The sequence below is a fragment of the Rothia nasimurium genome (assembly GCF_928391935.1).
GTDB lineage: Bacteria > Actinomycetota > Actinomycetes > Actinomycetales > Micrococcaceae > Rothia > Rothia nasimurium_D.
This window is the reverse complement of record NZ_CAKMTD010000006.1, coordinates 97060-116985: the sequence shown is the minus strand read 5'-3', so window position 1 is coordinate 116985 and position 19926 is coordinate 97060. Positions and strand designations below refer to the sequence as shown.

The 19926-nt window shown below is 63.1% G+C and carries 17 protein-coding genes; 9 read left to right on the top strand and 8 right to left on the bottom strand.

Going from position 1 to position 19926, the window contains the following annotated elements; genetic code table 11:
* Positions 1–49: 49 nt before the first annotated feature.
* The 3 genes from L7A15_RS07800 to L7A15_RS07790 all read right to left on the bottom strand — a co-directional run bounded on the left by L7A15_RS07800 (position 50) and on the right by L7A15_RS07790 (position 3583).
* Positions 50–1324, bottom strand: coding sequence for an ATP-binding protein (locus tag L7A15_RS07800; protein ID WP_237208559.1), 1275 nt, complete (start codon positions 1322–1324; stop codon positions 50–52).
* Positions 1325–1520: 196 nt separating this feature from the next.
* Entirely contained in the window at positions 1521–3176 is a 1656-nt protein-coding gene (locus tag L7A15_RS07795) for an alpha-keto acid decarboxylase family protein (RefSeq protein WP_237208558.1), read from the bottom strand.
* A gap of 155 nt (positions 3177–3331) precedes the next feature.
* Positions 3332–3583 (bottom strand): ribbon-helix-helix protein, CopG family, encoded by a 252-nt coding sequence (locus L7A15_RS07790; RefSeq protein WP_237189275.1) that lies wholly within the window; start codon positions 3581–3583, stop codon positions 3332–3334.
* Positions 3584–3629: 46 nt separating this feature from the next.
* Between L7A15_RS07790 and L7A15_RS07785 the strand changes: the two genes are divergently transcribed.
* Positions 3630–4619: an alpha/beta hydrolase gene (locus tag L7A15_RS07785; RefSeq protein WP_237189276.1), complete on the top strand. Its 990-nt coding sequence runs from the start codon at positions 3630–3632 to the stop codon at positions 4617–4619.
* A gap of 99 nt (positions 4620–4718) precedes the next feature.
* The gene (locus L7A15_RS07780) at positions 4719–5465 is read left to right on the top strand and encodes a VIT1/CCC1 transporter family protein (RefSeq protein ID WP_423816873.1); all 747 of its coding nucleotides are present in this window, start codon (positions 4719–4721) and stop codon (positions 5463–5465) included.
* An 83-nt stretch (positions 5466–5548) separates the two neighbouring features.
* Here L7A15_RS07780 and L7A15_RS07775 read toward each other — a convergent pair whose 3' ends face one another.
* A complete protein-coding gene (locus tag L7A15_RS07775) occupies positions 5549–6496 on the bottom strand; it encodes a sucrase ferredoxin (protein WP_237208557.1) in 948 nt (315 codons plus the stop codon).
* Between the two features lie 281 nt (positions 6497–6777).
* Here L7A15_RS07775 and L7A15_RS07770 point away from each other — a divergent pair, with 281 nt between their 5' ends.
* The 7 genes from L7A15_RS07770 to L7A15_RS07740 all read left to right on the top strand — a co-directional run bounded on the left by L7A15_RS07770 (position 6778) and on the right by L7A15_RS07740 (position 12474).
* Entirely contained in the window at positions 6778–7206 is a 429-nt protein-coding gene (locus L7A15_RS07770) for a LexA family protein (protein WP_237208556.1), read from the top strand.
* Between the two features lie 67 nt (positions 7207–7273).
* Entirely contained in the window at positions 7274–8557 is a 1284-nt protein-coding gene (locus L7A15_RS07765; RefSeq protein ID WP_237208555.1) for a Y-family DNA polymerase, read from the top strand.
* A 19-nt stretch (positions 8558–8576) separates the two neighbouring features.
* A complete protein-coding gene (locus tag L7A15_RS07760) occupies positions 8577–8984 on the top strand; it encodes an RNA-binding S4 domain-containing protein (RefSeq protein WP_237201148.1) in 408 nt (135 codons plus the stop codon).
* Positions 8985–8986: 2 nt separating this feature from the next.
* Positions 8987–9511, top strand: coding sequence for a GNAT family N-acetyltransferase (locus L7A15_RS07755; protein ID WP_237208554.1), 525 nt, complete (start codon positions 8987–8989; stop codon positions 9509–9511).
* A 150-nt stretch (positions 9512–9661) separates the two neighbouring features.
* Complete coding sequence (locus tag L7A15_RS07750; RefSeq protein WP_237208553.1) at positions 9662–10267, top strand: GNAT family N-acetyltransferase; 606 nt, start codon at positions 9662–9664, stop codon at positions 10265–10267.
* Positions 10268–10302: 35 nt separating this feature from the next.
* Positions 10303–11751 (top strand): MATE family efflux transporter, encoded by a 1449-nt coding sequence (locus tag L7A15_RS07745; RefSeq protein ID WP_237208552.1) that lies wholly within the window; start codon positions 10303–10305, stop codon positions 11749–11751.
* Between the two features lie 186 nt (positions 11752–11937).
* Entirely contained in the window at positions 11938–12474 is a 537-nt protein-coding gene (locus tag L7A15_RS07740; protein ID WP_237208551.1) for a hypothetical protein, read from the top strand.
* Between the two features lie 170 nt (positions 12475–12644).
* On the opposite strand, the gene L7A15_RS07735 is transcribed toward L7A15_RS07740, so the two are convergent.
* The 4 genes from L7A15_RS07735 to L7A15_RS07720 all read right to left on the bottom strand — a co-directional run bounded on the left by L7A15_RS07735 (position 12645) and on the right by L7A15_RS07720 (position 19911).
* On the bottom strand, positions 12645–14453 hold the full coding sequence (locus L7A15_RS07735) for a soluble NSF attachment family protein (RefSeq protein ID WP_237208550.1): 1809 nt from the start codon (positions 14451–14453) through the stop codon (positions 12645–12647).
* A 19-nt stretch (positions 14454–14472) separates the two neighbouring features.
* Complete coding sequence (locus L7A15_RS07730) at positions 14473–16311, bottom strand: HSP90 family protein (RefSeq protein ID WP_237208549.1); 1839 nt, start codon at positions 16309–16311, stop codon at positions 14473–14475.
* Between the two features lie 4 nt (positions 16312–16315).
* A complete protein-coding gene (locus L7A15_RS07725) occupies positions 16316–16789 on the bottom strand; it encodes a YbjN domain-containing protein (RefSeq protein ID WP_237208548.1) in 474 nt (157 codons plus the stop codon).
* Between the two features lie 197 nt (positions 16790–16986).
* Positions 16987–19911 (bottom strand): YhgE/Pip domain-containing protein, encoded by a 2925-nt coding sequence (locus tag L7A15_RS07720; RefSeq protein WP_237212392.1) that lies wholly within the window; start codon positions 19909–19911, stop codon positions 16987–16989.
* Positions 19912–19926 lie beyond the last annotated feature (15 nt).

The window sequence follows — 19926 nt, the reverse complement described above, 5'->3', positions numbered from 1 at the left end:
TTGGGTGCAGCCCTTGGCGGCCCTGCTCGCCCCGCCTGGGGCCCGGACGTTACTCAGCTAAAAGGGCCAGCGGGACTACCGCTACGCCGTCCTGACGGCGGTAAGCCTGAGAGCCAGTTGTCACCACCACCAGGTTCGTTACCGCACCCCCTGCCTTCTCCCGCAACCACAGGAGGTGGCGGACGTCCGCGTCCGTAACGCTCGCGGTCAACTTCACCTCAATACCCAGAACCTGCCCCTCGGGCCCCTGAACAATCAAATCAACCTCCCTATCCCCCTTGGGCGTGCGCAGGTGACTCACCGTAGCCTCAGCAGCCTGGGCAGCAGTGCGTACACTGAGGGTGACCAACGATTCGAAGAGGGGCCCAGCCATATGAGCCCCCTGCGCTGTTGCCAGCCCCCGTGCTCCTAAGCCCAGAAGTCGCGCAGCCAGGGCAGGGTCTGCCAACTGGTGCTTAGGGGCAACCGCGAGCTTCGTGAACTCATTATTGACCGGAACCCATCCAGGCACCGGGTCAAGGAGCCACAACTTCATCAAAAAATCCCGGTACATTGCGGTAGTTGTCTTGGCAGGCTGGCTACCGTCACCTGCACTCGTTGCGTCGAGAATTCGAGAATAACTTGTGGTGGTAGAACTTGCCGCCGCATAGGCGGTGAGCCAGCGGCGGAAGGTTTCAGGGCGTCTTACTGCATACCCTGAGTCGGGTAAATCCTTGTCGATGACGCGCTGGAGGTAGGCGTCAAGCAGACGCCGGCGAATCTGCTCCGGGGCCTGGAAAATGCCGGGGAAACCGCTACTGACAATTGCGGTGAAGTAGTCCTCAAGCGTTGCCTGAGTCGTTTGGCCCGCGACGGGGTCGCCCTCCCCAAGCAGGAGTTCTGAGAGACTCACAGGTGCGTGCGGACGATAGCGTTCATAGTAAGTCAGAGGACGCATGCGCAGGCTCAGAATGCGCCCCGCCCCGCTGTGGGTGTCAACACCTGCAAGAGGGGAGACACTACCCGTGAGCAAAAAACGCCCCGGGGGAGCGCCCTGATCAACCTGACGACGCACCGAGTTCCACACCTCTGGAACATACTGCCACTCATCAAAGAGTAAGGAACCGGCTGGTGCCGCTGTGAATGAGGGATCAGCCCGCATAATGTTCTGCTGTTCTACCTGATCAAGGTAAAAAATAGTGTCTGCATGGCGGCTGGCTGTGCCTGTTTTGCCAACACCCTTGGGGCCATCAATCGCAATAGCGGAAGCGTAAGGCATGAGGAAGGAGAGCTCGCGGTCGAGCGTCCTGTGCAGATATGGTGATATTCCGTCTGACAAGGCCATAATCCGAATATTCCGCTCTCTACGCTACCAAAATTCCCTATCCTACGCTACCAAAATTCCCTATCCTACGCTACCAAAATTCCCTATCCTACGCTACCAAAATTCCGTCCTGGGGCAGCCCGTCCCGCCCCCGTCACGACGCCTGCGGGCGGCCACTGGAGGCCCGGACGTCGTGACACAGCGGGGGCAACAGGGGCTAGGAGTTGGCGCGGGTGAGCGCGGCGGCGACGTCAGCCAGCAGGGCGGGCACGTCGTCCTTACCCATCATGACCTCCAGGAACACCAGCTTGTCACGGGTGGTCTGGGTCAGGGCGGTCGCCTCCAACAGCTCGGCGGCGGTGGTCACGCGCAGCATGAGCACATCGTCCTCGGTCGCACCCAGAGCTGCCGGGATCAGCTGCCAGTTGTAGCTACGAATATCGTTGTAGGGCTGGGTAGCGCCGTGAATAGCGCGTTCCACCGTGTAGCCGTCATTATTAATTAGCACCACCACCGGGTTAATTTTCTGCTCCAGCATGGTGCCGATCTCCTGGAAGGTCAGCTGGGCTGAGCCGTCACCAATGAGCAGGACGCCACGCGCCTGGCGGTCTGCAATAGCAGCCCCCAGCATGGCAGGCAGGGTATAGCCGATTGAACCCCACAGGGGCTGGCCGATAAACATGGAATTCTCGGGGAAACGGCGGGAGGCCATGCCGAAGAAGGAGGTGCCCTGGTCAGCCACCACAATGTTGCCCGGGGACAGCTCGCGGGAGAGCAGGGACCAGAGGACGTCCTGGGTCAGCGGGGCCTCCATGTCGATGTCTTCGTGGGTTTCTTCATCCCAGGGCAGTAGCTCCTTGGGGGCTGCGCCTACCTCAAGGGCGACCTCCCGCACCAGGTCAAGGGCGGTATCGAGGGTCAGCGGGGCGTAGGTCTTGCGGCCAATCTTGGCGGTCTGGGCACCCAAAAAGACGGTATTCTCGGGCAGGTTCTGGGAGAAACCGGCGGTCGTGGTGTCGGTGAAGGTCACGCCCGCGCAGATCAGAGCTTCTGCCTGCTCCACGGCGTCCTTGGTGCGGGCCGACGACACCACCCCGGCGTAAATACCAGCAAAAGCCGGCTTGGACTCGTCCACCAGGGTCTTACCCCACATCAGGGTGGCATAAGGCAGGCCGGTTGCCGCCAGCATCTCGGTCAGGTTAGCCTGCGCACCCATGCGGTGAACCAAAAGATCAGCAAGCACCGTGGTCTGCTTGCCCGCCAGCACCTCGGCCAGGTCGGCACGGAAACTCTCCAGGGCACCGGGGGAGGAGAGGGCAACGGGGACGTCCAAGGGGCCGGACGGCGGGGCCACCTCCACCCGCGCAACGTCGGTTGCCAGCAGAATGTAGCCGGGGCGCTTCTGAATCATCATCTCGCGCAGCACGCGGTCGATCTCGGCGGTAGCGGTGGCGTGTTCAAGGTTAGCAACCGCGCAGGACACCTCAGAGGCCATACGAATAAAGTGGGTGAAGTCGCCGTCGCCCAGGGTGTGGTGCATGGTCAGGTGGGCGGCCTGGGCGTCCTTGGACGGGGCACCCACAATATGCAGGACGGGAACGTGCTCGGCGTAGGAGCCGGCCGTTGCGTTAATAGCGGAAAGCTCACCCACCCCGTAGGTGGTCACCAGGGCACCAATACCGCCCACGCGGGCGTAACCGTCCGCCGCATACCCGGCGTTGAGCTCATTCGCGTTACCTACCCAAGTCAGCTGCTCGTGGGCAATCACATGGTCAAGGAACTGCAGGTTAAAGTCGCCGGGCACACCGAAAATATCGGTAGCGCCCAGGGAAACAAGACGGTCAAGCAGGTAGTCGCTAACGGTGTAGGTCATGGGTGGTGTCCTTATAAATCTAAGAAGAGGAGCAAGGGGTCTTTTGCATGAGATACCTGCGGGGTGTTGCGGGTATCACTTCTATAAGAATGTTAGCGGTGAATGGCTCTATGCCTCTACATTCCATGTTTGAGAGCTGAACGGTGGAACCGAAATCATGTATTCACCCAGGCCAACACGGCGGCACGGATAGCTTCTGAACGGTTAAGATGCTCAACCTCAGCCTTATGTAAGAGGGCTGCAAGGAGCTCCTCCTCCATACGGACGGGAATGACCGATGCAGGAGCGCTCCCGAGGCTTGGGCGTCCGCGTTTCTTAAATTTTTCTACTGCGTAGCCTGCTTCAGCCTCGTCAGCCCAGGCTTGAATCTGCTCTTCTGTTACCGGGGTGCCGTTGATAGTTTCCATATAAATATCGTAATACGAAAATGCGCGCGAGAGTATAGTGGGTTTTATGACACAGCCAGACATTCTCGGTGCCCCCTACACCGCCGAAACCATCGACCTGGGCCACGACACAGAAGGCCCCCTCGTCGCCACCCTCGTCCACCGGCCCGCAGATATCAGCGGGGCGGACGCGGCTCCCCAGCTACCGTCGTCCGCGCAGGGGCAAGACGGGGCAGGCAAGCCCGCCGTTCTCTACCTCCACGGCTTCGTAGACTACTTCTTCCAAAAAGACCTCGGCGACTGGTGGGCTGAGCGCGGCCACGACTTCTACGCCCTTGACCTGCGCAAATACGGCCGCTCCCTGCGTCCGGGCCAAACCCCCAACTACACCGAAAACCTCAACGACTACTTCGATGACCTTTCAGCTGCCTGGCAACTCATCACCGGCCGCGACGGCCACCGGCAGGTCATCCTCATGGCCCACTCCACCGGCGGGCTCATCGCCTCCCTCTGGGCTGACCGCACCGCCCCGCCCGAGCTGACCGCCCTCGTCCTCAATTCCCCCTGGCTTGACCACTTCAACAACCCCCTCGAACGCGCCCTCATGACCAGCGCCGTCACCGCGCTCGCCCGCCTCAAGCCCCGCGCGATTGTGCAAAAGGAGCAGGCAGACGCCTACGCCCGCTCCCTCCATGCCGACCACGCAGGCACCTGGCAGTTCAACACCGACTGGAAAACCCTCAACTTCCCGCCCATCTACGCAGGCTGGCTAGCGGCAGTACGCCGGGCCCACCGGCAACTCCAGCGCGGCCTCGATATCCAGGCCCCCGTCCTGGTGCTCACCTCAGCCCGCTCCGGCACACTCAAAAACCCCACCGACCGCCACGACTTCGACGCCGTCCTCAACGTGCAGGGCATCCGCCGCTGGTCCCCGGGGTTGGGAAAGCACGTCACCAGCCGGGTTATCGAAGGAGCCACCCACGACGTCTTCCTCTCACCCGAACCCGCCCGCACAGCCGCCTACCGGGCCATGGGCGAGTTCCTCGACCGCCTCTAGGTAGCCCAGCCTAGCCTCACCCGCCGGTTAAGCCCCGCCGAACATGGGGTAACTGGGTACTCGCTAGAAAGCACCCGCGAGCCGGTCTAGAGTAAAGGCATGACGAACCAAGCGAAGGAAACCGCACCCCACTCCCACACCGGTGAAGCCCACGACATGGGCGGTGCCTACCAAGAGAAACTGAACCGCCTACGGGCCGCCGTCCTCGGCGCTAATGACGGTATTGTTTCGGTGGCCGCCACTGTGGTCGGTGTTGCCGGTGCAACTACCAGCACCTCGGCTATTGGCGTGGCCGCAGCGGCCGCCGTGGTCGGTGGTGCCATTTCTATGGCCCTGGGTGAGTACGTTTCAGTCTCCTCCCAGGTAGACAGCCAGGAAGCCCTGATTGCCAAGGAAAAGGCTGAACTGCGCGACATGCCCGAGCATGAGCTGGATGAGCTGACCGAAATCCTAGAAGAGCGCGGCATCTCCCCGGAAACCGCCCGCAAGGCGGCTATCGAAATGACCGAGAAGAACGCCCTCAAAACCCACCTGCACTTCGAGCTGGGTATCGACGATGAGGATATTCCCTCCCCCTGGTCAGCGGCCTTCGCGTCAGCCGGTGCCTTCCTGGTCGGCGCCCTGCTACCCACCCTGCTGATTCTGGTTTTCCCCGAGTCGATTCGTATTCCGGTGACCTTCGCCGGTGTGCTGATCGCCCTGGCTGTCACCGGGTCGCTGGGCGCTCGGTGGGGTGGCTCCCCGCACTACGGCAAGGCGGCTCTGCGCGTCGTCGTCGGTGGCGCCCTGGCCCTGGCCGTTACCTTCGCTGTGGGCTCCCTGCTGGGGGCAAGCGGCGTCGTCTAGGCCAACGAGGCTTCGCGAGTTGCGGGGTTTCTTTCGAAATGCGGTGATTCTATCCGCAGTTCGAAAGAAACCCCGCATTTCGTTTAAGCGGTCCCCTGAACGAGGCTGACGACCTCCCAGCTGAAGGCGGGGGCGTCGTCCTTACCGCAGGACGCCGGACGCGGCGCTAACTCGGTGCGGCGGGCAGTTGCCACCCAGAAGCGGCCGTCGCGGTGGGCGACGTGGGCGGCATACAGGTCAGGCTCAGTGGCGGTCATTTCACCGGGGTTCAGGTCGTCGGGGCCGGGGCGCTCGCCGACGTCGGCAAGGAGGGTGCGGACGGCTACCTCGGCTACCTGCTCCATGGGGGAGTGGGAGGAGCGTCCGCGCAGGCCAGTGAGTTCTACCTGGCCGGCTTGGGCCTCCTGGGCCAGGGTGAGGGCCTGCTCAAAGGTCAGACGCCCGTAGGTGTAGCCGGTGGGTAGGCTGATGGCAACCGGGGCGAAGCGGTGCCCGCCGGTGTGGGAGCACTCCCAGACGCTGCCGTCCGCGAGTTGCTCTGCCAGAAAGGACGCGATGGGGCGGCCCCGCACCGCGCAGCAGCGGTCACGCTTGGAGTGGGTGCAGACCAGGGTCAATGTTTCACGTGAAACAACTGCCCCGGGTATGTTTTCAGGGGTTTCGAGGGGGAGGGAGAGTAAATCCTCTGCGCCGGTTACCTCAAAGGAGTAGAGCCGGGCGGGTGAAAAATCCCGGCCCCCGGTGGCGGCTAGAAGGGCACGACGGCGGGCACCGGCGTCCTTGATTTTTTGCCCCTCACGGCCGGGCTGGCGGATCAGGAGTAGGCGGGCACCGAGCTGCGCCATCTTCTCCTTGAGGGCGGTGGAGAGATCGGGGCCAAAGACGGTGCCATCGAGAATGTCGCGGCCCCAGCCGCCGGGGTGTTCCAGCAGAACCCAGAGTGTCTCGCGGGCGGCGGTGCCCGGCAGGTTTTCATCGACCGGCAGGGAGCAGGAATCGGTGGGAATGGCAGGCGCAACAGGGGTCATCATGGGCACCAGTGTACGGGAGAAAAAGCAGGGTAGCCCAGGGGTGTCTCAGGGGTAGAAGGGGCCTCCCACTAAAATAATGTTGGGCCAGAAATTAAATAATCTTCTGCGGCGACTCGAAGGAATATAGGTTTCACAAGGGGAAATGGTCGGTCAGACTTAAATAATGAAAAGTGGCCTCTTAAATAATGGTGCATAGTGCAGAAGGTGAACCCCTGCGAAGATTGCTTGTCTCTAGAACATATATTCGCACAAAAATCGAAACTTTGTACTATATTTAAAGCATGAAAGCCGTACTCGTAGGCCAGCTGCACCCCGGGGCGCCCTGGCCTCTACGCACCAGCCCCACCAGAATCCCAGCGGGTTTCCCCTCGCCTGCCCAAGATTATTCGGCCACCCACATCGACCTCAACGAGGTGCTTATAGCTGACCGCAACTCCACCTACATTTTGCGGGTGACGGGTTCGTCCATGATCGACGCGGGTATCGCTGACGGCGACGAAATCATCGTCGACCGCGCCCGGCGCCCCACTGAGGGGTCTGTTGTTGTGGCGGCTATCGACGGTGAATTTACCGTCAAACGCTTCCACATTGACCGTTCGGGGGCTGGTTGGTTGCTCCCCGAAAACTCCGACTACCCGCCCATTCCCATTCCGGCTGAATCAGACTTCATGATTTTCGGGGTCGTCACCCGCTGCCTGCACAAGGTGTAGAAAAGGGCGCGGGGTTGGGGAGGGTCCAGCGGGTTGTGCTCGGCCAGATTCAGTGAAAGGAGGATCCATGAGCGGAAGGCAGATTGTTCACGTTGATATCAATTCCTGCTATGTCTCGTGCGAACGAATTTTTGACCCTCGGCTTGAGGGGCGCCCGGTGGTGGTGCTCTCAAACAATGACGGCTGCGTAGTGGCCCTCTCGGCCGAGGCCAAGGCCCTGGGTTACCACATGGGCGATCCCTGGTTCATGATTGAGCACCGGGCCCGAACCCAGGGCGTCATTGCGCGGTCGTCTAACTACGAGCTCTACGGGGAAATCTCAGCGCGGGTGATGCGGGTGCTGGCCGCCCGCGCCGCTGACTTCGAGCAGTATTCCATTGACGAAGCCTTCCTCACCGTGCCCCTGGAACCTGACCGGGCGCGTCCTTTTGCCCGCAGTATTAAGGCTGAACTGGCCCGTACCGTAGGCGTACCCGTCTGCGTCGGCGTGGCGTCCACGAAAACCCTCGCCAAGCTGGCCAATAAAACTGCCAAGAAAATACCTGCCTTGGGCGGGGTGTGCGTCTGGGGGGCCCTGCCCCCTGAACGCAAGGACGCCCTGCTGGCAGCCCTGCCGGTCTCAGAAGTCTGGGGTATAGGAGGGCAAACCACCAAGAAACTAGCTGGCATGGGCATCGTCTCGATTGCTGATTTAGCTGCTGTTCGGCCGGATGTCATCCGCAAGAAGTTCTCGGTCGTCCTCATGCGTACAGTTTTGGAATTACAAGAAATTCCGGCCCTCGACCTTGAAGAGCAGCGCCGCTTCAAAGACCAGCTGATTTACTCCCGGGCCTTCTCCCAGCCGGTGGCAGACCAGGATTCTTTACGCCAGGTGCTTAGCATCTACGCCCAAAAGGCCGCCTCCCGGCTAGCCCGGCACGGCCAGCTAGCTGGCCTGCTCACCGCCTTCTGCGGAACGGCAGTGTTCGGGGGCGGGCAACAGCACCACCCCGCCCTGCAGGTGCGCCTGCCGGGGTATACGTCCGACCCCGTCATTCTCACCAGGGCCGCCCACCAGCTTCTAGGGCAGGTCGATTTCTCGACCGTCTCCTACGCCCGGGCGGGCATTATGCTCACCGACCTGCGGCCGTCAGGAGGGCAGGAGCCCCTCATAGGGTTGGAGTACCGTCACGAATCCCGCGATATCGCCGGGCTCCTAGCCCGGGTGCAGGAACACTGCGGGGAAGGCTCCCTGGGCCTGGGCTACGCCGGGCTAGCCCGCCCACCAGAATGGCAGATGAAACGGGCCATGCTCTCCCCCCGGGCGACCACCCACTGGGACGAACTCGTGACAGTGCAGGTGGGCTCATGAGGCACGGTAGCCTAGAAACATGACCTCCCCAGTAGAGAGCCCCCAGACAGAGCCCCAGGTGCCCGTCCGGCTGGACGCCTGGCTCTGGGCCGTGCGCGTCTTCAAAACCCGCTCCCTCGCCTCCACCGAAGTCAAGGCCGGGCACATCAGACTCAACGGCGACCACACCAAACCCTCCCAAAAAATCAAACCCGGCGACACCGTCACCGTCCGCTATCCCGGGTGGGAACGCGTCCTGATCGTCCGAAAAACCATCGCCAAACGCGTCGGTGCCCCCATTGCCGTCACCTGCTACGAGGACATCTCAGCCCCCAAGCCCGCCTACCTCACCAGCGGCGTCCTGCCCAAACGTGACCGCGGAACCGGCCGCCCCACCAAAACTGAACGCCGCGCCCTCAACAAACTCCGCGGCTATGAAAAGGAATAAGCATGACCTACACAATCCGCCCCGCCACCAGTAGCGACGCCGCCGCCCTCGCTCAGCTTGCCGCTGCGACCTTCCCCGACGCCGCCCCACCCGTCATTCCGGTTGAAGCCGTCCAAGAGTTCATCGCTACCCAGCTCACCGACAAAGCCTTTGGCCGATACCTGCGCCCCGGAGTCTGGGCAATCACCGTTGCCCAGGATTCCGACGGCCACCTCGTTGGCTACACCGCCCTCGACCAGCAAGAACCCCAGCCCGAGTCCGTCCCCGGGGAAGCTATCTACCTCAGCAAGTTCTACCTGCGCCCCGAAACCCGGGGAACCAGCTTGGCCGCCGACCTACTCGCAGCAACCCAGGCCCTGGCCCGCACCCTCGGCAAAACTGCCCTGCACCTGGCAACCCACGAAGACAACATTCGGGCCCAGAAGTTCTACGAAAAGAACGGCTTCACCCGCTACGGCACCCGGGATTTTCAGCTCACCCCTGAAATCGTCGGCCACGACTACACCTACTACCTGCCCCTCAGCTAAAATCTCCTTGTCAGGGCAACATTTGGGCCTGCCTGCCTAAATTCACAGTGTGGTCCCTTTAGTTACAAGGAGGTGCAGGAGTATCATTGCCCTAAGTAGACCCGGCTGTCCCTCGCTTCACTCGCACAGGGCCGGGGCACAAGGAGAATCATGAATTACGAGATTCGCCCACCCCTGCCTGAGGAGGCCCTGGAGTGGGAGAAGCTACGGATGGTGTCGTGGCGGGAGGCCTACGCTGGCACCTTCACCCCCGAAATGTTTGCTAAACAGGACGCTCAACTTCAGGCTCGCGCCACCGGCTTCGCCGAATGGATTGACGGGACAGGAGGCACTGGGGAGGACGTCCAACCCCGACTAGGCCAGCGTCGTCGCGCCCTGGTTGCGGCCCGTCCGGCCCTAGCCCTACCCACCTTGGCTGAATCACCTGCCGCCCTTGAGGAGGACTCAGCCCTGCTCGCCGCTGGGGGTACCGCCCTGGCGGCACCACCTGAAACCTCCCCCCTGTTGGGCCTGGCCTTTGCCTCCCAAATGCCCTACGACGTGCAGAAACTTGAAATGCTTTACCTGCATCCTGAGGCTTTTGGTACCGGGGTCGCCCAGGCCCTGCTCGGCCAGATTCTGGACGCAGGACCAGCCGAACTTGAGGTGCTCACCACCAACGCCCGCGCCATTCGCTTCTATGAAAAAGAGGGCTTCACTATTGCCAGCACTGACGAATTCGCCGGCCGTAAAACCTACATTATGACCCGCCCCTAGCGGTCCGTCCGCCAGGATGCCGGTAGGGTGGTTTTATGCCCTCCACACCGTCTTCTTCGTCCCGGCAGCCTTCGCTTAACCGCCAGATTCTTGCCCTGGCGGTGCCCGCCTTTGGTGCCCTCATCGCTGAGCCCCTGCTGGTGCTGGCCGATTCTGCCATCGTGGGCCACCTAGGGAGCGCCCCGCTGGCTGGTCTGACGCTGGGTTCAACCGTGGTGCAGACCCTGGTGGGCTTCATGGTTTTTCTGGCCTACTCCACCACCCCGGCGGTGGCCCGGGCCGTGGGGGCAGGCGATACCCCCAGCGCTTTCGCTGCCGCCCGCAATGGCCTGTGGGTGGCGGCTGGCCTGGGCCTTTTCTTCGCAGCCCTGCTGGCCCTGACCGCCGACCCCCTGCTGCGGGTGCTGGGGGCGGGCGGGGACGTCCTGACCCATGCCACCGCCTACCTGCTGCCCTCCCTGGCGGGCCTGCCCGGCATGCTCCTGGTGCTGGCGGCGACCGGTGCCCTGCGCGGGTTCCAGGACGCCACAACCCCCCTCTACGTTGCTACCACCGGCGCTGCCCTCAATGTGCCGCTGAGCTGGGCCCTGGTCTACCCGGCAGGCTGGGGTGTGGCTGGCTCGGCGGTGGCGACGGCGGTGGTGCAGTGGGGCATGGCCCTGGTGCTGACCTGGGCTGTTATCGGTAAAACCCGCACCCAAGCCGGGGCGGGGGCGTCCTTACCCGGCAGCTCAGCCCGCCGGATCTGGCTGCCCGACCTCGCCGGTCTTAAGGCGGTCTTTAGGGTGGGGGCCTGGCTGATGGTGCGGGCCGCCTGCCTGCGCCTTGCCTTGCTGGCTACTGTCTTTGTTGTGACCAGCCAGGGGGAGAAAAACCTGGCCGCCTACCAGCTGACGATGGCTTTCTTTAACCTGCTGGCTTTCGCCCTGGACGCCCTGGCCATTGCCGCCCAGGCCCTGCTGGGTAAGGAGATGGGTGCGCAGGATCTTTCAACCCGGCAGGGGCAGGGCGCTGTGGTTCAGCTCAAAAACCGCCTGGTGCGGTGGAGCCTGGCCTTTGGCCTGGTTACGGCCCTGGTTTGCCCGGCGGTCGGGTTTGGCCTGGCCTGGGTCTTTACCCCCGACCCCGAGGTGCAGCGCCTCTTTGCCCTGTCGTTGCTGGTGCTGGCGGTGGGCCAGCCCCTGGCGGCCTACGTTTTCATTCTGGACGGCGTGCTCATCGGTGCCCAGGACGTCCGCTATCTGGGTCTGGCGGGGCTCTTCACCCTGGTGGCCTACCTGCCGGTGCTGGCTGGTCTGTACCTCTGGTTCGGTGCCGGTGCGGACGCTCCCGCCCCGCTTGCCGGGGGCACCTCCTGGGGCGGTCTGTTCGGTGGCCCGACCCTGGCCTACCTGCTGCTGTGGTGCTCCTACGCCCTGTGGTACATGGGCGCCCGCGCCCTCACCCTAGGTCTGCGCGCCCGCAGTGGGGTTTGGGTGGCTTAGGGAGACTTGAGTTATAAGAAGATGACCGATAAATCCCCAGGTTGGTTATAAAATCAGCTCTATGGAACTAAAGAATTTGGAATGGTGGTGTAAAAACTCTAATAAGTCAAAATTTCAACAAATAACCCATGGTGAAGTGACTATTAATGGAAAGACCATAAGAACTGTTGTGCAGGCGGCGAAAAAATGAAAACTGCGACTACTGATATTTCAGATTTTATCTACATAGTTTTGCATATCCCTTTTGGGGATGTATCAGTTGCAGCTGTATATTCCAGCTACCAGAAGGCAGAGAAATACTGTCAGGTCTATCGTGAGACAGAAAAATCTGTGGCCCCCTGGATTATCTGTGCACCTAAAAGAACCAGGCTCTATAATCTTTACCCCCAGACCATGGGGCAGATGGGAGCAATACGGGAAAAAATATCGGCAAACCCTTACTCTCAGGAAGGGGTGGATTCTGATGTCTCTCCCGGAGAAGTTGTCCATGATGGTTACATTCTCTTAGTGGAAGGTGGCCCTAATGCCCCTCACATCTTGGGTGTTTCCCCCAGTGCAAGTTGGGGGGAGGCTGACCTCTATACGGATGAATACCTTGCTGTCCACCCTAAACAGGTTATTGAATTTTGGGATTACACTATAGATACTATCTATTTTCCTTTATTGGAATATGATGATGAGAGAAAAGTTTTCATCAATAAAATAGATGGAAGTATTTGTTAAGGTCAAGACGTAGAAATTTATCGCCAAAATAAAATTTAGGCTCAGAAAGAGGATTGCTCATAAGGGGTGCCCAGTACATATCAGATAGTGCGAATAACCTGATGGTTGAGAGATATGGTAGAACCCTGCTAGTAGTTCTTCAGTCAGGTTATGTCGGTGGTAGGTCAGTGTTAGGGCTCCATGAGCTCAGCCAGCAGGGCTTCGACGCGGTGTTCCTGGCCGGTGGCCCGCAGGGTTTCCAGGGCTGAGTCCAGGGCGGCGGCCGCTGAAGTGGGCAGGTGGGCGTCCTTGAAGATGTCCCGGGCGGTCAGAAAAGCCTGGATCGCGGCCTCAAAGTTGCCCCGCTCCTGCTCCACCTCGCCGATGAGGACGCGCAGGGCCCCGGCCCGGCGCGGGGAGCCCAGCTCAAGGTAGGTGGTGGCAAGCTCCCCCAGCAGGGCCTCCACCGGTTCTCCTGCGGGGTCGCCGGCCGCAATGAGGCGCCCGGTCAGCTCCTGGGCCGTCAAAAAGAGAAGCAGGCTCGCCTGGTTTTGCGGGCCAGAGTCAGTCACCGTGAGGGCCTGTTCGGCCCGTTCCAGGGCCAGGGAGGCGGCGTCCACTACCTCATCGAGTCGCCCGGTTTTTTCGGCAGCCAGGCACCAGAGCCGCACCGTCTCTACCAGGTAGGCCGGGTCGGCGTCCTGCCCTGCCAGCAGGGTGAAAGCCCCGGCAAAATCCCCGGCCCCCAGCAGGTTTTCGGCCTCGGCGAGTACAGGGTCGGCGGGTTCTGAAAGGACGGCCGCGCCCCCGGTGAGGGGCTGGGGTGAGGACGGCGCGGGGGCGGCGCTGGTGCCAGGGCCACCTGCCCCGCTGGGAAGGACCAGGGGGGCCAGGGCTGGGGCCCCGGTGGCGTCGTCGAGGTTCTCGGTGAAGCGGGTGTTCTCGGCCCGGCGGTCAAAGGCCTCTGATAGGGGGCGGGCTTCGGTCAGGGCCCAGTCGTAGAGCTCCCGTAGGGTTTCACGTGAAACATCGGTTTTCGGGTTGTTTTTCTGGCTTCCACCCGGCCCCTTTCCCTGGGCCCGGTAGGGCGGCAGGCCGGTGGGCATATCCCCGTGCTCCTCTAAAGCCCAGGCCAGGCCTGCAACAAGGTAGCGCAAGAAGTTCCGGTTATCGCCGGGGTCCCCGCCCAGGGCCAGGGCCCGTCGCCCCTGCTCAGCCAGCAGGGCAAAGGCCCGCTCCAGCAGGCCGCCGCGGGCCAGGATCTCAAACTCAACCCCCAGGTCGTCCGGGTCGTACTGGTCAGAGGTGGCCTGGGCCCGCAGGAGGTGCCGCCCAGCCTCCTCTCCCCGGCCCAGGTGCAGGTAGGCGATCGCCAGCTGTCGGTGGGACGAGGACGGCTCCCGGTTGCAGAGGTCCTCGGTGGGCGGGCCCATCTCAACAGCCCGCTCAAAGTCCCCGTCAGAAACGTAGTCGCGCAGGATCCCGCCGTGCTTGCAGGAGCCGCAGTCCATCTCGTCCTCCCCGTGGGAGAGCCAGCGGGCCCGCCATTCTTCTGCCTCCTCGTCGCGGCCCAGGTGGGCTGCCCACATGTATTCGGCCCGGTCGGGGGCGGTGTCCCCCAGCCCGGCTAGGCGGTAGCGTCGACGCATTTCGTCGAGCAGGCCCCGGGCCTGGGCCTGGGAAATCTGGGGGTAGGCGGCCATGTCACCGGCGATCCACTTGAACTGCCAGAAGAGCACGTTGGTGGTTTCGGCATCAAAGTATTCAGGGTGGGCATCCCACAGGCGCAGGAGCTTAGAGAAGACGGCAAAGGAGGCCGGGCTGGGCTGCCCAAAGACGTAGGCCTCGATCAGGGCCAGATAGGCGGCGGGGAGGGCCGGGGCCGGGCCTTCCTTTTCGAGGGTGCGGACGATGTGTTCGGCAGCGGCGGTACGGGCGGTACCCAGGGGCATACCGCGCACGGTGTCAATTTTCTGGTGGGCTTCGTCAATGGACCACACAGTGTTCTCCCTTGTAGTTCTAGGATTCTGCGCGGAGGGCGCTGTCGAGTAGGGTAGCGAGGCTGTCGCTGAGGAGGCGGGTTTCAGCCCCGTGCAGGCCCTCCCCGGCCAGCATGAGGGCCGAGAGGTAGAGGGTGGTGAGCCCCGGTTCGAAGGCAGGGTTGTGGGGCTGGTGGAGCAGGCGGCGAACGTTATCGTTGGTGTCGTTGAGCACCAGGGTGCGGGTCGGCTCTGCCCGCTCCTCGGTGAAGGCCCCGAGCAGGCCGCTAAAGACGTCGTCGGCAGCTTCAGCTTCGGTGGCCAGGTCGCGGGCCCGTTCCGCCTCGGCGTCGCGGAGGAGGACGGCGGGCACGTCGGCCGGATCAAAGGCCCGCAAGAGAACGCCGCAGTCGTGCTCAGCCAGGACGGCGCGGGCCCGGTCCAGCCCGGCCAACACCTCGAACTCACGGGCCATATCGACCGGGGTGAGGGTCTGGGAGACGTCAGAGCTGGTGAGCTCAGCGACCTCCCAGGACGGGCGGGTAGCCAGCTTAGCGAGGAGGTCAGCGTCGTAGACGTAGCCGCCGTTGACGACCCAGAGCCCCTGGGCGCGGGCAACCGGGGCAATCCGCCGGTAGGCCTCGGTGGTGGGGGTGTAGAGGATACGACCGGCCTGTTCGGCCACGTCAGCGAGGGTTGCTGGCCCGCCGGTGGTTTCAAAGGGCAGGGCGCGGGCTACGACGTCGAGCATGTCATCGCTGGCGAGGGCGACGGCGCGTAGGGCCAGGGAGTGAGTCTCGATAAAGCGCAGGCTTTCGGGGCTGGGTTCGGCCAGGGTGGCGGTAATCCAGGCTTTGAGCTGGTCGCCGATAGCTTCGCGGGTCAGCAGGAGGATTTCATCCTCCCGCAGCTGCTCGCGGGAAGCCGTGGGGGTCAGGGCCTCGGAGTTGACGACGGCCCGCACGAAGAAGGCCCAGTCGGGCAGGAGGGTGTCTTCACGGGTATTGACCAGCATGTTCTTGACGTAGACGCGGTGGCGGCCAGAGCCGGGTGACACCGCCTGGGGCAGGACGTAGGCGACCCCGCTGGTGCCGGTAGCCGGTACGTCCAGGTCAATGGTGGCCAGGGGGTTTAGCCCCAGGGTTTTGTCGGCGTAGGTTGCCAGGGCCAGGGCGCGTTCGTGCTGGTTGGGCTGGCCGGGTTCGGTTCCGGACGCCGCCCAGGGCAGGGTATGGTGGGAGATCCGGCGGGGCACGCGGCGGCTGCCTGCCGTGACCATGACCGACACCTCTACCGGCAGCATGTCAGCGTAGTCCCTAGCCAGGGTCAAGATGGTTTCTTCAGCCACCCAGTGCTCAGCGTCGCGGCGGGCCTTGAGGCGGATAGTGGTGCCAACCTCGGTGCCGGGGCCGGTGCCGTCCTGCTGGGGGGCCAGCTCTTTCACCTCAAAGGTGCCGTCGGCGTGGCCCACCCACCGCACCGGAGAGGAGCCGGGCCGGGCGCTCAGGGAGGTCACCTCAATCTGGTCAGCAATGAGGAAGCAGGCCAGCAGGCCAATACCGAACTGGCCCAGGTACTCAGCCCGGCCCTCGTTCAGCACCTCATCCCGCTTGGAGGTGCGGCCAATCGTGGCCAGGAACTCTTCAGCCTGCTCGGCTGTCAAACCCACCCCGGTGTCGGTAATGGTGACGCCGCTGCCGTCCTCCCAGGGGTCAAGGACGACGCGCTCCGGCGCCTGGGGGTCAAGCTCCCGGCGGGCGGTGATAGCGTCCACCCCGTTTTGAATGGCCTCACGCAGGTAGACCTGCGGCCCGGAGTAAAGGTTCTTTGACAGAAGCTCAACCAGGCCACCCAAATCAACCTTAAACCGCTCTGACATGCGCCTATTCCCCCTCGTCGCCGAAGGCTGCGGCCACTGCGTCAAAGTATTCCAGGGAGGTCTGCACCGCTGCTTTCAGGTGCTCCTCAAGCTGGTTGTTGGTCACCCCACCTGCATAAACCATGGACAGCTCGGTGGGGAGCACCAGGAACCCACCCTGATCCCCCTCACGCACCGCATGAACAAGGACCTTGGGGAAGAGATTCTGCTGGTTCCAGTAGTTGGTGAACTCAGCCAGCGGCCCCGCCATATCCAGGGGGAAGGTGCCCCGATAACTGCCCCGGACACTAAAAAGGCAACCGGTGGGAAGCTCCGTGAGGGTGTAGTAGAGGTAACCCCGCGCAAAATGCACGACGGCGGTGCCTGCCTCGTCAAGTTCAGGGTTCAGCTCTAAGCGGTTGAGGGCTTCAAGGACGCGGTCGTCCGTCAGCGGGGCAGGGGCAGTAGCCAGGGGCTGCACGGTATCAAAGTAGCCCATGTTTCCTCTTTCGACGGTGGAAGGTAACGGCAGGGACTTCTCTATCCTATAGGTTCAGCCCCACCCCCGGCCTGCCCCGGCAGGTGCGGCGGATAGAAGTGAACTGCGGGGTTCCTTTCGAGATGCGGATAGAATCACCGCAGTTCGAAAGAAACCCCGCAGTTCGCAGAAGGACGGACGACGGCGTCGGGCGGCGCTTAGGCGCCAGCTAGGGCGGCGCGTCGGGCCTGACGCTCGGCCTCGGCCTTGTCCTCGCGGCGGTGGCGGATCCAGATGCTCAGGGCAGTGCCCGCAACAGCCAGGGCAATCCAGCCCAGCAGCCAGACGATACCCGCTGCAATACCGATGGAGCCACCGGCAATCAGGGAGCGGAAAGCCTCCAGAGCGTGAGTCAGCGGCAGCCAGGGGTGGATAGCCTGCAGGAAGGCCGGGGCCGTCTCAATCGGGTAGGTGCCACCCGCCGCACCGATTTGAACCACGGTCAGAATCAGGGCGATGAAACGGCCGGGGGCATCCAGCAGGGCGATGAGGGCCTGGTTGATAGCCAGGAAGGTGATAGAGGTCAGAATAGCGAAGCCGGTCAGGCCCCAGAAGTTCACCTCTTCAATGCCCACCCAGTAGTGGATGATGAGCGACATGACGGTTCCCTGCAGAATACCCATGAAGAGTACCGGCACCAGGGCCCCGCGCAGGGTCCGCAGGCCGGAGTGGCCGCCACGGGCGAACTTGCTGGAGATCGCCGGGTACATCATGAAGTAGGCGATAGCACCGACCCACAGGCCCAGGGTCATGAAGTAGGGGGCCAGGCCGTGGCCGTAGGTGGCCACCTCATTCAGGCGGGTTTTCTCAATGGTGACGGGGTCGCTGGTGACCGCGCTGAGTTCACTGGCCTGGTTGGTGGTATAGCTGGGAACCTGCCCCACGGCCTCCCCCAGGGAGGTCGCTAGCTGGGTGTTGCCGTCCTCTAGCTCGCCCAGACCGCTGGCCAGGGAGGACGCCCCGTCCACGGCTGAGCCGGCCCCCTCATCGAGGGTTGCGGCGCCGCTGGCAAGTGTTCCTGCGCCGGACGCCAGGGAGTTGGTGCCGTCGGCCAGGGTGCCTGCACCGGTGGCGAGGTCATTCGCACCGGACGCCAGGGTGCTGGTTCCACCTGCGAGGGTTTCTGCGCCGGAGGCCAGGGTGCTGGTTCCGTCAGCCAGGGTTCCCGCACCCGAAGCCAGAGTGCTGGTTCCGTTAGCCAGGGTTCCTGCACCCGAAGCCAGGGTGCTGGTTCCATCAGCGAGTGCCCCCGCACCGTCCGCCAGTGTGCCCGCACCGTCAGCGAGCGTCCCCGCGCCGGTAGCCAGGGTGCTGGTTCCATCCGCGAGGCTGTGCGCTCCAGAAGCCAAAGTGCCCGTACCATCTGCCAGGGCAGAGGCGCCATCATTAGCCTGAGAAATTGCAGTGGCCAGAGAGCTCAACCCGCCCGCCATAGAACCGGCCTTGTCATTGAGGGTGGCAGCCCCATCGGCCAGGGCGTCGGCCCCGTCAGAGAGGGAGGTCGCACCAGAGGCGAGCTGCCCGGCTCCGCTTTCAAGAGCGGCAGCGCCGGCGGCAAGCTTAGTCAACCCGCCCGATTCGTTGCCGACGAGCGAGGTCGCACCGGTAGAGAGGTCGCCCGATGCGGTATCCACTGCGCTCGCACCCTCAGAGAGGGTGGTGGCGCCGTCGTGAATCTGTTGGAGCGCGGCAAGCTTTTGAGCGTCACTGAGGGAACCCCAGTTATCGATGAGCTGCTGGGAGCTGCTGGCCAGGTCACCCGCGCCAGATGCGAGGGTGCCGGTGGCGGTATGGAGAGCCTGCGCCCCGTCGGCAAGGGCCTGTGCACCCTTGACCGCGGTGTCGGCGCCGTCAGAGACGGCGGTGCTTCCAGTGGCGAGCTGCCCGGCGGCGTCCTCAAGGCTCTGAGCGCCGGTAGCGAGGCTGTTCGCGCCGGACGCCAGGGAGCCCGTTCCGTCGGTGAGGGCCGGTAGCTGGGAGGGTAGGGCAGAGACGCCGTCGTTGATCTGGTTCAGGCCGTTGGCGAGGGTTGCGGCTCCGCTGGCGGCTCTGTCGGCACCGTCCGCCAGGGAGGTCGCCCCATCATTGACCCGGGTTGCGCCGGACGCCAGGGAGGACGCGCCGTCCTTGACCTGGGTTGCACCGGACGCGAGAGATGAGGCTCCGTCGTTCACCTGGGTTGCGCCGGACGCCAGGGAGAAGGCGCCGTCGTTCACCTGGGTTGCGCCGGACGCCAGGGAGAAGGCTCCGTCCTTGGCCTGGGCTGCACCGGATGCGAGAGATGAGGCTCCGTCGTTCACCTGGGTTGCGCCGTCCGACAGGGACGCTGCACCCGAGGCGAGGGAGGTTGCGCCATCATTAACCTGGGTCGCACCGTCCGCCAAAGAGGTCGCGCCCGAGCTCAACTCGCTCGTACCGGACTTCAAATCGTTCAGGCCAACCACCAGCTCATTCGAGCCATCCTTGGCGCTGGTGGAGCCATCGGCGAGCTGGCTGGCACCGTCCGCCGCCTGCCCCAGGGAGTCATGGATATCGGTGAAGCCTGCGTAAATATTGTTGAGGTACTCGGTTGATACCTTGCTGGCTAGGGTATCGGTGACCGCCGTACCCAGGGAGCTGGCGATATTGCCCGAGATGATATTTGAACCGTCATTGGTGGTGATATTTAGCTTGGCGGTCTGGGCTGCCGCCGCATCGTTTTCAGACACTGACGCGACGTTCGCAGAGAAGTCAGACGGAATCGTCAAAATAGCCTGGATGTCACCGTTTTCGAGCTTGGTCTGCGCTTCGCCGGCGCTCATGGTCGACCAGTCAAAATTCTGTTTGCTGTCGTTGCTCAGCAGCTCGTCGGTGAGGTCTTGACCCAGGTTAAGGGTGCTGCCGGTGGAGGTTGTTGCCGGTGAATCTTCGTTCACAATGGCAGCCGGAACGGCGTCGATGGTGCCCGTGGGGTCATAGTTAGCCCAGGTTAGAATGCCTGAGTAAATCGAGGGGATGATAATGACGGCCAGCAGCACCAGGTACTTCATGGGGCTGAAGCGATGCGGGTGCAGTTTGGGGCGTTTAGCGCGTGTTGAGGGCACGGGATTTCACCTGCT

What these genes read in the sequence shown, in the direction of transcription:
- L7A15_RS07800 (WP_237208559.1), bottom strand. Translation starts at nt 1,324, where the DNA reads ATGGCCTTGTCAGACGGAATATCACCATATCTGCACAGGACGCTCGAC.
- L7A15_RS07795 (WP_237208558.1), bottom strand. Translation starts at nt 3,176, where the DNA reads ATGACCTACACCGTTAGCGACTACCTGCTTGACCGTCTTGTTTCCCTG.
- L7A15_RS07790 (WP_237189275.1), bottom strand. Translation starts at nt 3,583, where the DNA reads ATGGAAACTATCAACGGCACCCCGGTAACAGAAGAGCAGATTCAAGCC.
- L7A15_RS07785 (WP_237189276.1), top strand. Translation starts at nt 3,630, where the DNA reads ATGACACAGCCAGACATTCTCGGTGCCCCCTACACCGCCGAAACCATC.
- L7A15_RS07780 (WP_423816873.1), top strand. Translation starts at nt 4,719, where the DNA reads ATGACGAACCAAGCGAAGGAAACCGCACCCCACTCCCACACCGGTGAA.
- L7A15_RS07775 (WP_237208557.1), bottom strand. Translation starts at nt 6,496, where the DNA reads ATGATGACCCCTGTTGCGCCTGCCATTCCCACCGATTCCTGCTCCCTG.
- L7A15_RS07770 (WP_237208556.1), top strand. Translation starts at nt 6,778, where the DNA reads ATGAAAGCCGTACTCGTAGGCCAGCTGCACCCCGGGGCGCCCTGGCCT.
- L7A15_RS07765 (WP_237208555.1), top strand. Translation starts at nt 7,274, where the DNA reads ATGAGCGGAAGGCAGATTGTTCACGTTGATATCAATTCCTGCTATGTC.
- L7A15_RS07760 (WP_237201148.1), top strand. Translation starts at nt 8,577, where the DNA reads ATGACCTCCCCAGTAGAGAGCCCCCAGACAGAGCCCCAGGTGCCCGTC.
- L7A15_RS07755 (WP_237208554.1), top strand. Translation starts at nt 8,987, where the DNA reads ATGACCTACACAATCCGCCCCGCCACCAGTAGCGACGCCGCCGCCCTC.
- L7A15_RS07750 (WP_237208553.1), top strand. Translation starts at nt 9,662, where the DNA reads ATGAATTACGAGATTCGCCCACCCCTGCCTGAGGAGGCCCTGGAGTGG.
- L7A15_RS07745 (WP_237208552.1), top strand. Translation starts at nt 10,303, where the DNA reads ATGCCCTCCACACCGTCTTCTTCGTCCCGGCAGCCTTCGCTTAACCGC.
- L7A15_RS07740 (WP_237208551.1), top strand. Translation starts at nt 11,938, where the DNA reads ATGAAAACTGCGACTACTGATATTTCAGATTTTATCTACATAGTTTTG.
- L7A15_RS07730 (WP_237208549.1), bottom strand. Translation starts at nt 16,311, where the DNA reads ATGTCAGAGCGGTTTAAGGTTGATTTGGGTGGCCTGGTTGAGCTTCTG.
- L7A15_RS07725 (WP_237208548.1), bottom strand. Translation starts at nt 16,789, where the DNA reads ATGGGCTACTTTGATACCGTGCAGCCCCTGGCTACTGCCCCTGCCCCG.